Source organism: Caproicibacterium sp. XB2 (assembly GCF_044880635.1).
Lineage (GTDB): Bacteria > Bacillota > Clostridia > Oscillospirales > Acutalibacteraceae > Caproicibacterium > Caproicibacterium lactatifermentans.
The window spans coordinates 49338-63640 of record NZ_CP173227.1 but is presented as its reverse complement, the minus strand read 5'-3'; the positions used below and the strand labels follow the sequence as shown (position 1 = coordinate 63640).

Genomic DNA, 14303 nt, shown 5'->3' with positions numbered 1-14303 from the left:
GCTGCCGCCATTTTGCAAGCTGCCCGGGTTTCTTTTTACAGAAAGGAGAGCACCCCATGCTTCATCATGCAAAAAAGAAGCGCACTGTTCAGGCCCGTTATGTGGTCTGCGGTGCAGTTGCGCTGCTGCTGGCCGCGGTATTCGTTGCCCGGCTGTTCCAGTGGCAGATTATAGAGGGCGCCACAGCCCTGGAGGAATCCGACAAAACCAGTAAAACCAATGTGACCATGCCCACTAACCGCGGCGAGATTGTGGACATTCACGGTGTGGGCCTGGCAACCAACAAAACGGGCTATGCCCTGCAGTTTGACCACGCCTATATGACCACCGCAACTGAAAACGCCACCATTCTGCGGCTTATCAATCTGCTGGAAAAGCGTCAGGAGAAATGGCTGGACACCCTGCCCATTGTCATGGACGACAGCGGGAATTACGCGTTTAAAGGCAACTCCCCGAAAGAAATCAAATACTTAAAATCCAAAGATTTTTTGAATGTAAACGATTATGCAAATGCCCAGACCTGTATGCAGAATCTGATTAAAAAATATTTTAAACAAACCACAAAAGACCAGAAGAACCCCACCGCCGGCTACAGCAAATCCGACCTGCGCAAGGTTATTTCCGTCCGTTACGCCATGACGCTGGAAGGTTTTGACTATTCCCTGAACACTCCCTACACCTTTGCGGAGGATGTCAGCCGTGACACGGTGGAAATCGTGAGTGAAAACAGCGAAAACCTGCCGGGTGTGGTGACAAAAGTGACCACAACCCGTGAAAATCCCAACAGTACGCTGATTCCACAGGTGGTAGGTACCATGGGTGCTATTTCTGAAAAACAGTATGCCTCACTGAAAAATAAAGGCTACCACCTGAACGACCGGCTGGGCACCTCCGGCATTGAAAGCGCCATGGAAAGCATGCTGCGCGGTACAGAAGGCGAAAAGAGTCTGACGATTGACTCCAGCGGCAACGTAACCGGTGACAAGGTTCTGAAAGCACCGGTAAACGGCAAAACCGTTTTTCTGACGATTGACTCCAAACTGCAAAAAGCCGCTTCCGATGCACTGGCCTCCAGTGTGAAAGCCGCCCATGCGGCACAACCCATGTGCAAGTCCGGCGGTGTGGTTGTGCTGAACGTAAAGGACTTTTCCGTACTTGCTGCGGCTTCCTTCCCTTCTTATGACCTTTCTAAGTACCCCTCGGACACCGCCTATACCAAAAAGCTTCTCGCCGACAGTGCCAACCCGCTGGTGGACCGCACCTTCGGCAGTGCCTACACCCCTGGCTCCATTTTTAAGCCCTCGGTCGCGCTTGCGGCACTGCAGGAGGGCATTATCAACGAAAATACCACTTTTGTCTGCAACCACCGCTACCTGCGTTTTGAAAGCAGCGGCTACACCCCGGTGTGTGAAGGCAACCACGGCGCCATCACCATTATGGACGCCTTGGCAAAATCCTGCAATATCTTCTTCTTTGAAACCGGCTACCACACCAAAATCGCCAACATGAACGTCTATGCCAAAAAGCTGGGACTGGGCGACAAAACCGGCGTGGAAATTCCAGAAAACACCGGCACGCTTGCCGGCCCCGGTGAAAAGAAAGCCAGCGGCGGTGTTTGGTATGAAACTGACACGATTCAGGCCGCCATCGGCCAGAGCGATAACTCCTTCACGCCGGCACAGCTGGCTACCTATGCTGCAACGATTGCCAACAACGGCACCCGCAAGCAGGTGCATCTGGTGGACCACGTGACCGACTACAGCCGCAAGAAAACGGTTTCCACTGTTAAGCCGGAAACCTACACCGACAACAGCGACTACAGCTTTCTGTCCAAAGGAAACCTGGACATTGTAAAGGCCGGTATGCGCAAAGTCTGCACCAGCGGCACCGCTTCATCCTCCTTTGCCGATTATCCGATTGCCGTTGCTGCTAAGACCGGTACCGCTGAAACCAGCCGCGCCGACAACACCACTTTCATTACATTCGCGCCGTATGACAATCCACAGATTGCCGTTGCCGTCGTGATTGAACACGGTGAGAAAGGTAAATACAGCCAGGATGTAGCAAAGGCTATTTACAATTCTTATTTCAAGGTTAACCAGTCCTCCAGCAGTGCAGGCTAAAGCAGAAAAAGCAGTTGGGATTTTTTGTGCAACTTGCTTCACAAAAAAAGGATAGCTATTTTTATGGTCTTTTCACAAAGAATTGAAAACGAATGATAAAATCTTTGACTATATCGGTTTGTTGTGTTAGTATTTAGTATGAGGTTATTAGTATGGGAGCAGTCACAGTCATTACATCTGGAAAAGGCGGAGTGGGCAAATCCACAACAACGGTACATATGGGCCTGGCCCTTGCGGCCCGCGGCAGGCGTGTCCTGCTGCTGGACTGCGACGCGGGTCTCGGCTGTCTGGATATGCTGCTGGGGGTTTCCCAGCGGCGTGTATTTGACCTTTCCGATGTTGTGTCTGGTACGACCTCTCCGGACAAGGCAATTTACCAAAGTCCGCTAATGCCCGGCCTGTTTTTGATGCCCGCACCGCTGCATGAAGAGGATTTAGTCAGCACCGGTGTCATGCGGCAGCTGGTTCCGGCGCTGGCACATCATTACGACCATGTTCTGATCGACTGTCCCGCCGGCATTGGCACTGGTTTCCGCAGTGCCTGTGCCGCGGCGGATCGGGCTGTGGTTGTTTCCACACCGGACGGTATCAGTACCGCCGCTGCCGCAAAAGTGCGCGGACAGCTGCTGACGCTGGGTATTTCTGAACAGCGTCTGGTCATTAACCGCTTCTCCCTGAAGTTTTTCCGGCGGGCGCACTTTTTCAGTGACCTGGACGCTGTGATTGACACAACGGGCATTCAGCTGATTGCAGTCATTCCAGAGGACCATGCGCTGTGTGCCGCCGCTGTAAACGGGTTGCCGCCGAAAAACAGTCCTGCTGTGCTGGCATTTGCGCGGCTGGCCCTTCGGCTGGAAGGCCACAATGTTCCTTTGCCGCCCCTGCAGAAGCTGTAATGCTTTTGCTGTAAAATTGAATCATCTTGTCTTTCTTTTTATCCTATATATCTCCCTCTGCTGTGCAGAGATGCCTTTGAAGGAGGCTTTCGTTCCATGAACATTGCATTGATTGCGCATGACGCAAAAAAAGAATTGATGGTGCAGTTCTGTATCGCCTACTGTGGTGTACTCAGCCGACATGACCTGTGCGCTACCGGTACCACCGGGAAACTGGTCAGTGAAGCCACCGGTCTGCCAATTCAGAAATTTTTGAGTGGCAGCCAAGGCGGCGACCAACAGATTGCTGCAAGGATTGCCTGCAATGAAGTGGACTTGCTGCTCTTTTTCCGCGACCCGCTGACCGCAAAGCCCAGTGAGCCAAACGATATGAATATGCTTCGGCTGTGCGATATGCACAACATTCCGGTAGCAACCAATATCGCTACCGCAGAAGTACTTATCCATGGTTTGGAACGCGGTGACCTTGACTGGCGCAATATCCTTAACCCCAAAAATTAAGCGTCTGCTTTCCGGCAGCACTTTTCAAATGAGCCGTACAGGGAATTGGGCCGGCAAGGCTCCCTGTGCGGCCTTTTTCTGTTTTTCGGCGATTGTGAGAAAGTTGTCAATTTTCTTTTCTTTGCTGTTTTAATATGTTATAATGAGTTGGTCAGCATACAGGAGGAATGACAATGAATTTGATTACAAAAGTGCCCCGCGGCACACAGGACATCCTGCCCGGGCAAAGCAAAAACTGGCAGACAATCGAAACCGTACTGCGGCAGGTCGCGTCCCTGCACGGCTTTTCCGAAATCCGCACACCGGTTTTTGAACATACGGAACTTTTTCAGCGCGGTGTAGGGGATACAACCGACGTCGTGCAGAAAGAAATGTATACCTTCCAGGACAAGGGCGGCCGTTCCATCACTCTGCGCCCGGAAGGAACCGCCGGTGCCACGCGCGCGCTGCTGGAGCACGGCCTGTACGCGGCGGCTCTTCCGCAGAAACTTTGGTATGAAGCCTCCTGCTATCGCTATGAAAAGGCACAGAAAGGCCGCCTGCGTGAGTTCCACCAGTTTGGTGTGGAAATGTACGGTTCGGCGGACCCGCTGGCCGACGCAGAAATCATCTCCATTGCAAGTGCCATCTTCAGCCGGCTGGACATTCACGGCCTGACGCTAGAACTAAACTCTATCGGCTGCCCGACCTGCCGTGCGGCCTACACCAAGGCGCTGCAGGAATATTTCGGCCAGTACAAGGACCAGCTGTGCGAAACCTGCCAGTCCCGCTTGGAGCGCAACCCCATGCGTATTTTGGACTGCAAATCGGAAATTTGTCATAAAATCGGCGAAAAAGCGCCGTCCATTCTCGACTATCTCTGTGATGACTGCAAAGCACACTTTCAAAAAGTCTGCTCCGCCTTGGACACACTGGGTATTTCCTATCAAATCAATGACCGCATTGTGCGCGGACTTGACTACTACACCCGCACCGTCTTTGAGTTCACCACCAACGACCTCGGCAGCCAAGGCACCGTCTGCGGCGGCGGCCGCTATGACGGCCTTGTGGAGGAGCTGGGTGGACCGGCTATGCCAGCCCTCGGCTTTGGGTTGGGACTGGACCGTCTTCTGCTGCTGATGGAAGCACAAAATATCCGATTCCCGCAGCAGCCCGCCTGTGACCTGTACATCGCCAGCATCGGTGAAGCGGCCCGGCTGAAAAGCCTGGTCTTGGCCACCGCTCTGCGTTCCGCTGACATGATTGCTGCTTTCGACGACCTTGGCCGTGGTCTGAAGGCACAGATGAAGTACGCAAATAAAATTGGCGCCCGCTACAGCATGGTACTGGGTGATAACGAACTTGCCGCCGAACAGGCTTCTGTCAAAAACATGGAAACCGGCGACGAGGACAACCTGCCCATTGATGAAAACTTTGCAAAGGCCTTTGCAGGCATGGAGCGCCGCTCCAGCCTGTTCACTACGCTGTAAAGTTTTTTGAAACACGCCGGGCGGAACCAAACGGCCATGTTTCGTTTTATGGACTATTTTTACGGGACACAACAGTCCTGTGTAGGATAGAACCAATTTTCTGGAGGTATATTATGGCAGAATTTATGACCGGACTGAAGCGCAGCTGCTACTGCGGCGAACCGCGTCTGTCCGATGTCGGAAAAACCTTGACTCTATGCGGCTGGGTACAGCGTCAGCGTGACCTCGGCCAGCTGATTTTTATAGATTTGCGCGACCGCTCCGGCATCGTGCAGCTTGCATTTGATGAGTCGACCGATAAAGAGGTTTTTCATAAAGCTTTCACCTGCCGCAGCGAGTATGTGCTGGCTGCCACCGGCGTTCTGCGGGAGCGCACCAGCAAAAACGCAATCCTTCCCACCGGTGATGTGGAGTTGGAAGTAAAGGCACTGCGTATCCTGGCAAAAAGCGAAACCCCGCCTTTCGCCATTGAAGAAAACTCCAACGTATCCAATGAAACACGGCTGCGCTATCGTTTTCTGGACCTGCGCCGCCCCGATATGCAGAACATCCTAATGGCACGCCACCGCATTACCAAATGCGCCCACGACTACTTTGACAACAACGGATTTTTAGAGATTGAAACACCGGACCTTATCAAATCCACACCGGAAGGCGCCCGCGACTATCTGGTACCCAGCCGTATTTTTGACGGCAAGTTCTTTGCTCTGCCGCAAAGCCCCCAGCTATACAAACAGCTGCTGATGATTTCCGGTTTTGACCGCTATATGCAGATTGCACGCTGTTTCCGTGATGAGGACCTGCGCGCTGACCGTCAGCCGGAATTTACCCAGATTGATTTTGAGATGAGCTTCGTCGAACAAAACGACGTCATGGCGATTGGCGAGGGCTTCATTCAGAAGGTCTACAAGGATTTATTGAATATCGACATTCCCACACCGCTGCGCCGCATGACCTGGCAGGAAGCAATGGATCGCTTTGGTTCGGATAAGCCGGACCTGCGTTTTGGCATGGAACTGCACGATGTGAGCGACTGTGTAAAGGACACTGCCTTTAAGGTGTTCCACAGCGCGCTGCCGGGCGGCTCTGTACGCGGCATTAACCTAAAGGGCCATGCAAAGGACCTGTCCCGCAAGGAAATTGACAAACTGGGCGATTGGGTAAAAAGCTACGGCGCCAAAGGCCTTGCATGGACACGTCTGGCGGACAAGGAAACCAGCAGCTATGAAAAATTCCTTGCACCAGAAGAGGCAAAAGCTATCCGTGAAGCGATGGATGCCGAGCCGGGCGATGTGCTGTTCCTGGTTGCCAGCGATGACAACACCGTTGTCTATGCTTCTTTGGGTGCCCTGCGGTGTGAGCTTGCCCGCCGCTTTAACCTCATCGACAAATCCAAGCCGTGCCTGCTGTGGGTAACGGACTTCCCGATGTTCGAGTACAGCAAAGAAGAGGGCCGCTGGATGGCCATGCATCACCCCTTCACCATGCCGAATCCGGAAGACCTCGACCGGCTGGAAAGCGACCCCGGTTCGGTTCGCTCCATTGCCTACGATATGGTTATCAATGGTTATGAGGCCGGCGGCGGCAGTATCCGTATTCACGACACCGACCTGCAGCAGCGTATGCTGCAGGCACTCGGCTTTACGCCAGAGGAAGCACAGCGCCGCTTTGGCTTCCTGCTGAACGCCCTGAAGTACGGTGCCCCGCCGCACGGCGGCATGGCCTGGGGACTGGAGCGTTTGGTGATGGTCCTGTTGGGCATTGACGATATGCGCGATACAGTTGCTTTCCCAAAAGTGGCTTCATCCGCCGACCTGATGTCCAATGCACCAGATGTGGTAGACCCACAGCAGCTGGCCGACCTGCATATTGCAACGCTCAGCAAGAAAGAATAAAGCAAGTTAATAGGGCCGTGCCGGCACAGCCGCCGGTGCGGTCCTTGTTGCTACCCAAAGGAGGCTGTAAAAAGTGCAGAAACAAAACTATCAACTGGCACTGGACCAGGTCCTGCGCAGCCTGCCACCAAACCGAAAACCCCGCCTGCTGCTGCACGCCTGCTGTGCACCCTGCAGCAGTTACGTTCTGGAGTATCTGTCCCCGTATTTTCAAATTACACTTTTCTATTATAATCCTAATATTTCTTCTAAAGATGAATATGAAAAGCGTGTCGCTGAAGTTCGCCGCCTGCTGCAGGAAATGCCGCTGCCAACACCGGTGTCCTTTTTGCCGGGCCGCTATGACCCAGAACGCTTTCTTGCCATGGCAAAGGGCATGGAAACACTGCCGGAAGGCGGAGAACGCTGTTTTGCCTGCTATCGTCTGCGCCTGACGGAAGCCGCGAAGGCTGCCAAAGAAAGCAACTTTGACTTTTTCACAACCACGCTGTCCATCAGCCCACACAAAAACGCACAGATGCTTAACCAAATTGGTATGGAGCTTGCCGAAACATACGGCGTCACATGGCTGCCGGGTGACTTTAAAAAGCGCGGCGGTTTCCAGCGCAGCATCGTCCTTTCACAGCAATATCATCTGTACCGGCAGAACTACTGCGGCTGTGTTTACTCTGCCGCCGAAGCTGCTCGCCGCCGGAAGGAATCCACACTATGAAAAAAGAAAAAAGCAAAGAAAAAGAGAAAAAGGGAAAAAAGCGCGGGCGTTCTCTGTCCGTTGTTGGCGAAGAGGAACAGGACGCCCTGCTGTCCCATGCACTGCAACTGGTAGGCGGAAAATGGAAGCTGCGTATTCTGCTGGTCCTAGGCAGTGCGGAGAGTCTGCGCTACGGCGAAATCCGCAGCCGTGTCGCGGGCATCACGGACATGATGCTCAGCCAGAGCCTGAAGAACCTGTGCGCCTCCGGTCTGATACAGCGGCAGCAATTTCAGCAAATTCCGCCGCGGGTGGAATACCGCCTGACCGAACAGGCCTCCGGTGCACTGGAGGCCGCTGTCAAACTTTGCTCCTGGGCAAAGCACCTTTAATTTTTCGCCGTCCATGTACTACAGATTGTGTATCTGCCGCTGGGATGCTGCCGCATTGTATTGTTGATAACTGGTTGAAAAGGGTGGAAAACACCGGGTGTTGTCCCCCTTTTCTCTTCTTTTTTCAACAGAATAGTGGAATAATCGGTGGAGAAGTCGATAAGGCAGCCCTTTTCACACGAAAAATTCGTTTTTCCAAAACCACAATATATAGTTATATACAAAAGTACCGCGTCTACATGCGGTACTTTTGTGTTTGACAAGCACGTTTTGCAGTGCTAGAATATCCCTAACACATCAATTCTTCACAGCTTTTATCGGAGGGATCTTATTGTTTACGCAGATTCGAAAACGCAACGGTGACCTTGTCCCATTTGACCGAAAAAAAATCTATCGTGCGATTGAAAAATCAAATCAGTCCGTTACAGGTGAAAAAATGTCTGCACAGGACTTGAATGCCATCGCAGACAAGGTCATTGCTTCCCTGCCGCAGGGAAAGGTCCCTGCTGTAGAACTGGTACAGGACGAAGTAGAGGCACAGCTGATTGCAGCTTCCTTTGCAAAAACAGCTAAATCCTACATTCTGTATCGCGCTGAGCACGCAAAAATCCGTCAGGCGGAAGGCGACCTAATGGATATTTATAAAGAGCTGACCTTCTGTGACTCCAAAGATGTAGACCTAAAGCGCGAAAACGCCAATATCGACGCTGACACTTCTATGGGCACCATGCTGAAGTACGGCAGTGAAGGCAGTAAGTACTTCATCAACAATTATGTGCTGCCTAAGGATATCGCCGCAGCGCACCTGAACGGTGACATTCATATTCATGATGAAGATTTCTACATGCTGACCGAAACCTGCTGCCAAATTGACCTGTTGAAGCTCTTTAAAGGCGGCTTCTGCACCGGTCACGGTACCCTGCGGGAACCGAACGACATTCGCTCCTACGCGGCGCTGGCCTGCATTGCCATTCAGGCAAACCAGAATGAAATGCACGGCGGACAGTCCGTCCCGAACTTCGATTACTCCATGGCTCCGGGCGTTGCTAAAACCTACCGGAAGATGTACCGTCTGGGACTTGCCCTGTGGTTTGAAGGCAATCTCTCGATGGGTATCCCCGATGCGGAAGCGCTGGCTGCTTATCTGTATAACCAGCTGGACGCCGATGAAATCCGTATGAACAACAGCGATGCGCTGGAAGAAAAGCTGGTAAAGATTCTGCCGGCACATCAGCGTGAAAACGGATACCAAGAAATCACCGAGGAACAGGCCCATACCGCACACCGTTTCGCAGTCCAGACTGCCTGGCATGAGACAGACAAGGCGACTTATCAGGCCATGGAAGCCCTTATTCATAACCTGAACACCATGAACTCCCGTGCAGGTGCACAGGTTCCGTTTTCCAGCGTGAACTACGGTACCTGCACCAGTGAAGAGGGCCGCATGGTCATGCGCAACCTGCTGCTGGCAACAGAAGCCGGTTTGGGCGACGGCGAAACCCCGATTTTCCCGGTACAGATTTTCAAGGTCAAAGAGGGCATTAACTATAATCCCGGCGACCCGAACTACGACCTATTCAAGCTTGCGATGAAGACCAGTGCCAAGCGCTTGTTCCCGAACTTCAGCTTTATTGATGCGCCGTTTAATCTGCAGTATTATGATGGCACCTATAACAGTGAAGTCGCCTACATGGGCTGCCGCACACGCGTCATGGGCAACGTTTATGACCCCGACAAAGAAGTAACCTGCGGCCGCGGCAATCTGAGCTTTACCAGCATTAACCTGCCGCGTATCGGCATAGAAGCACACCACGACCTCGACCGTTTCTATAAGATTTTGGATGACCGCATTGATCTGTGCATTCGTCAGCTGCTGCACCGCTTTAAGATTCAGTGCAGCAAAAAGGTGTACAACTATCCATTCCTCATGGGACAGGGTGTATGGATTGATTCCGAAAAGCTCGGTCCCGATGACAGTGTGGCAGATGTTCTGAAACACGGCACCCTTTCGGTCGGCTTTATTGGCCTGGCGGAAACACTGGTCGCTTTGACCGGCAAACATCACGGCGAAAGTGAAGCAAGCCAGAAGCTCGGTTTAAAAATCATCGGTCATATGCGTAAACGTATGGATGACGAGAGCAAAAAGCGTAAACTGAACTTTACCCTGTTGGCAACCCCGGCAGAGGGCCTGTCCGGTCAGTTTGTTAAAATTGATAAGGTTAAGTATGGTATTCTGCCGGGTATTACGGACCGTGAATACTACACCAATTCCTTCCATGTACCAGTGTATTATTCCACCAGTGCATTTAAGAAGATTAAAATAGAGGCACCGTATCATGCCCTGACAAATGCTGGCCATATTTCTTACGTAGAACTGGACGGCGATACCTGCAAGAATCTGGACGCCTTTGAGGCTGTTGTCCGCTGCATGAAAGAATCCGGCATTGGCTACGGCAGTGTCAACCATCCAGTGGACCGCGACCCGGTATGCGGCTATAACGGTGTAATTGACAACGTATGTCCGCGCTGCGGCCGCCGGGAGGGCGAACCAGTCAGCATAGAACAGCTGAATAAACTACGTAAAAAGTACCCGAATGTTCCGATTGTTGACGGCTGTGGCTGCGACGGACACTGAACTTTTTTATCCCATTATTTTTAATAGAGGAGTGCTGCTTTATGATACATCAGTTAATTGTAAATCCTGAAAACAATACAGTTGGCGAAGGCGTCAGCTTTGACCGTATTCGCCGCATCACCGGCTATTTGGTAGGCACCATGGACCGCTGGAACGATGCAAAGCGCGCCGAAGAAAAAGACCGTGTCAAACATGGCCTGCACTGAGCTGCGGCTGGCCGGCACAGAACCGGAGTCCATTGTAGATGGCCGCGGCATTCGCTATACGGTCTTTGTACAGGGCTGTCCGCATAACTGTTCCGGTTGCCAAAATCCGCAGACACATGATTTTTCCGGCGGCTATACTGCTTCTATTGACAGTTTACTGGCTGAAATGAAGGAAAACCCGCTGTTAAGGGGCGTTACATTCTCCGGCGGTGAACCATTCGCTCAGGCCAACGCATTGGCGGACCTTGCCGAGCGGCTAAAACGGGAAACAACACTAGATTTGACCGTTTATTCCGGCTGGACCTATGAGGAACTGCTGAAATGCACAAAACCGGGCGTGCACCGGCTGCTGGACTTGACCGACTACCTGGTAGACGGTCCCTATATAGAAACGCAGCGGGATTTGACACTGCATTTTCGCGGCAGCCGTAACCAGCGTGTCATTGACATGAACGCCACCCGGCGGGAAGGTCACATTGTGTTGGACGATTTGGACGAGGAAACTGAATAGAAGAAAGACGTACCCCCAAAATGAGGGTACGTCTTTTTTATTAATTCTCTTCTTAATCAAAAAAGTTTTCAACGAAATATGTAGAATGTGTGGAAAACTTTTTTATTTTTCTTCTTTCGCTGTCAGCACACGGTAAATCTCGTTTTTCCGGCGACCACTTTCCGCTGCCGCCTGCTTTGCCGCCGCAGAAGCGGAAAGGCTGTCCTCCGCCATCAGCGTGCGCGCCAAAGCAGTTGCGTCCTCCAACGAAAGCACCTCTTTTTCCGGCGCCGCAGCACCGTGGATAACCAATACAAACTCTCCGCGCGGCGGATTCTGTGAATAGTATTCTGCCGCCTCAGATAGTGTGGTACGCCGCACTTCCTCGTGTACTTTGGTCAGTTCCCGCGCCAGCGCCAGCTCCCGGTCCCCCCATGCGGCAAGCATATCCTGCAAGGTGGCAAGCAATTTATGCGGCGCTTCATAAAACACCATAGTACGGTGTTCATTTTTGACCTCTTCCAAATGTTCCCGCCGACTTTTGCGGTTGACGCTCAAAAAGCCCTCGAATGTAAAGCGGCCGGTTGGAAGACCGGAAACCGCCAGCGCTGTTACCACTGCACTGGGACCGGGCACCGCCGCCACCGGAATGCCGCGTTCCGCAGCCTGCTTGACCAACAGTTCACCGGGGTCCGAAATTGCAGGCATCCCGGCATCGCTGACCAGCGCGCAGTTTTCACCGGCCGCAATGCGATCCAGTATTCCGCCGCCGCGCTGCCACTTATTATGCTCAAAATAACTAATCAATGGTTTTTTAATGCCAAAGTGTGTCAGCAGTTTCAGCGTCACACGGGTGTCTTCGGCCGCGATAAAATCGACACTGCTTAAAACCTGTACCGCACGCGGCGAAAAATCACTCAAATTTCCGATTGGCGTACCAACTATATATAATGTACCACTCACGGGAGTCCCTCCCCATATCTTGCGTTCAAACCGTCCAGCTGTGTCAGGACGTTCGCCTCCTCCAGCAACAGCACCGGCTCCACAGTCAAACCGGGCCGGCCGCCACGGCGTGCCTCCAATAGGAACAGAAACGGCGCTTTTTGCAGCCGGTGCTGTACCATCCGCATCCGCTTCGGTTCCAGGCCTGCTGCCGAAAAGGTCTGGAACGCCTCCGCCATGCGCTGCGGACGCAGACAGCAGAAAAAACTGCCGCCCCAGCGCAGCAGCCGTGCGGCGGCGGCGGCCACCTCTGTCAGTGTACAGCCGATTTCATGATGAGCGGCTGCACGGCTGCCCTGCGGGCTTGGCACACCGTCCCCAACTGGCTGATAAGGCGGATTGCAGGCCACCATATCCAACTGTAGTGGAAGAGGCAAGTCGCTGGCCTTCTGCACGGCAATATTCCGCAGGTCGTATTCCAATACGTGCAGGTGTGTGAAAGCATTCAGCTGCACACTGCGCTGCGCCTGTCTGCACGCTTCCGGTTGTACCTCCAGAGCATAGACCTCACCGGGACAGCCGCGGTTGCACCAGAGCAACGGCACCATTCCACAGCCGGTACCCAGCTCCGCACAGCGTTCCCCATGGCGTGGCATGGAATACTTCGCCAGCAGGATGGTATCTGTTGTAAAGCCGTAACGGCGGCTGACGATAACGTGATGGCCTCCGCCAATGGGTTCCAGCCTTTCTTCGGGGCAGAGCTGCATGGAATTTCGTCCTCTCTTTTTTCGATTGTCCTCTGCTGCACGGACCGCAGCAGGAATATTTTAAAGCAAGAAAAAAAGCGGTGTGCCTGCACACCGCCCTTCTCACTGCAAAAAAGCAGATTAGCCTTCCTGAGGAGCCCCAACAGGGCAGACACCTGCACAAGAACCACAGGAAATGCAAGCATTTTCGTCGATGACGAACTTGCCGTCGCCCTCAGAAATTGCGTTGACCGGGCATTCTGCTGCGCAAGCGCCGCAGGAAATGCAATCACTGCTGATCTGATATGCCATTATAAACACACCTCCATCTTTAATGTATTTGTTATCATTTTATCATACTTTCCCTGAAATGCAAGATAGAATTATTGAAACTGTCAATTATCGCGGCCGCCGCGTATGTTCTCTCGGTTATTTCCATTGGTTTTATCGGCATTGGTCCTACCAGCCTTTTCCTTTGCTCGCTGCCGAGGTCTGGCAGCCGGCAAACGCAGCAGCTTGGTTTCGCTGACTTTGCAGCGGACAGGAGCTCCTTCCGGTGGGGCACTGTCCAAATGCACCTGCAGAACTCCCACCAGCAAACTGACCGCCACAACGGTTCCTTTGCCCTGCGGTGTCTGTACATAGGAACCAACCGGTGGTGTGTTCTGCTGCAGGTCCTGATAAGCTTCCTGCTCATATTTCAGGCAGCACATCAGCCGCCCGCATGTGCCGGAAATTTTAACAGGGTTCAGGGATAGTCCCTGCTCTTTAGCCATTTTAATGGAAACCGGCTGAAACCCAACCAGAAATTGGCTACAGCAGAACGGCCGCCCACACAGGCCCAGCCCTCCCAACATTTTTGCCTCATCTCGTACACCAATCTGCCGCAGTTCAATGCGTGTACGGAACACACTGGCAAGATCCTTGACCAGCTCACGGAAATCCACACGGCCGTCCGCCGTAAAGTAGAAAAGGATTTTATTATTATCAAATGTATATTCTACATCTACCAGCTTCATTTCCAGCTTGTGTGCCGCAATTTTTTTCTGGCAGATGGAAAAAGCACTGATTTCCTTCCGGCAGTTTTCTTCCACCACTTTCATGTCCTCATCCGTTGCCACCTGGATAATCTTGCGCAGCGGCTGCACAATATGGTTCTCGGGGACGTCACGGTTTGGCATGGCAACCTCGCCGCACTCGACACCGCGGGCTGTCTCCACAATGACATGGCTGCCGACTTGAAGCTGTGTTCCTTCCGGGTCAAAGTAATATACTTTCCCCAGATTTTTAAACCGCACACCAATTACTTCCGCCATA

The 14303-nt window shown here is 52.6% G+C and carries 12 protein-coding genes and 1 pseudogene; 9 read left to right on the top strand and 4 right to left on the bottom strand.

The window, feature by feature from the left end; all coding sequences use genetic code 11:
• The first annotated feature begins 56 nt into the window (after nt 1-56).
• From ACIHKT_RS00265 to nrdG, 9 genes and pseudogenes are all read left to right on the top strand, one after another.
• Entirely contained in the window at nt 57-2123 is a 2067-nt protein-coding gene (locus ACIHKT_RS00265; RefSeq protein WP_086034864.1) for a peptidoglycan D,D-transpeptidase FtsI family protein, read from the top strand.
• A gap of 152 nt (nt 2124-2275) precedes the next feature.
• The gene (locus ACIHKT_RS00260; RefSeq protein WP_174403100.1) at nt 2276-3019 is read left to right on the top strand and encodes a P-loop NTPase; all 744 of its coding nucleotides are present in this window, start codon (nt 2276-2278) and stop codon (nt 3017-3019) included.
• 96 nt (nt 3020-3115) lie between these two features.
• Entirely contained in the window at nt 3116-3520 is a 405-nt protein-coding gene (gene mgsA, locus ACIHKT_RS00255; protein ID WP_086034862.1) for a methylglyoxal synthase, read from the top strand.
• A 173-nt stretch (nt 3521-3693) separates the two neighbouring features.
• Nucleotides 3694-4989, top strand: a complete 1296-nt coding sequence (hisS, locus tag ACIHKT_RS00250) for a histidine--tRNA ligase (protein ID WP_086034861.1) — start codon at nt 3694-3696, stop codon at nt 4987-4989.
• Nucleotides 4990-5102: 113 nt separating this feature from the next.
• The gene (gene aspS / locus ACIHKT_RS00245) at nt 5103-6884 is read left to right on the top strand and encodes an aspartate--tRNA ligase (protein WP_086034860.1); all 1782 of its coding nucleotides are present in this window, start codon (nt 5103-5105) and stop codon (nt 6882-6884) included.
• A 73-nt stretch (nt 6885-6957) separates the two neighbouring features.
• Nucleotides 6958-7596 carry an epoxyqueuosine reductase QueH gene (locus ACIHKT_RS00240; RefSeq protein ID WP_404352491.1) on the top strand — a complete coding sequence of 213 codons (639 nt, stop codon included), beginning with the start codon at nt 6958-6960 and terminating at the stop codon, nt 7594-7596.
• Entirely contained in the window at nt 7593-7967 is a 375-nt protein-coding gene (locus ACIHKT_RS00235; RefSeq protein WP_086034858.1) for a helix-turn-helix domain-containing protein, read from the top strand. Before ACIHKT_RS00240 ends, ACIHKT_RS00235 begins: the two co-directional genes overlap by 4 nt.
• Nucleotides 7968-8298: 331 nt before the next feature.
• Nucleotides 8299-10808 (top strand): annotated as a pseudogene (locus ACIHKT_RS00230) (anaerobic ribonucleoside triphosphate reductase).
• A complete protein-coding gene (nrdG, locus tag ACIHKT_RS00225) occupies nt 10795-11319 on the top strand; it encodes an anaerobic ribonucleoside-triphosphate reductase activating protein (protein WP_174193612.1) in 525 nt (174 codons plus the stop codon). Before ACIHKT_RS00230 ends, nrdG begins: the two are co-directional and overlap by 14 nt.
• Nucleotides 11320-11421: 102 nt before the next feature.
• On the opposite strand, the gene rsmI is transcribed toward nrdG, so the two are convergent.
• From rsmI to ACIHKT_RS00205, 4 genes are all read right to left on the bottom strand, one after another.
• Nucleotides 11422-12261, bottom strand: a complete 840-nt coding sequence (rsmI, locus tag ACIHKT_RS00220) for a 16S rRNA (cytidine(1402)-2'-O)-methyltransferase (RefSeq protein ID WP_086034855.1) — start codon at nt 12259-12261, stop codon at nt 11422-11424.
• Nucleotides 12258-13007 (bottom strand): tRNA1(Val) (adenine(37)-N6)-methyltransferase, encoded by a 750-nt coding sequence (locus ACIHKT_RS00215; protein ID WP_086034854.1) that lies wholly within the window; start codon nt 13005-13007, stop codon nt 12258-12260. The genes rsmI and ACIHKT_RS00215 overlap by 4 nt, the downstream gene beginning before the upstream one ends.
• Nucleotides 13008-13127: 120 nt before the next feature.
• Nucleotides 13128-13298, bottom strand: coding sequence for a DUF362 domain-containing protein (locus ACIHKT_RS00210; RefSeq protein ID WP_086034853.1), 171 nt, complete (start codon nt 13296-13298; stop codon nt 13128-13130).
• Between the two features lie 83 nt (nt 13299-13381).
• Nucleotides 13382-14302 carry a stage 0 sporulation family protein gene (locus ACIHKT_RS00205; RefSeq protein WP_086034852.1) on the bottom strand — a complete coding sequence of 307 codons (921 nt, stop codon included), beginning with the start codon at nt 14300-14302 and terminating at the stop codon, nt 13382-13384.
• Nucleotide 14303 lies beyond the last annotated feature (1 nt).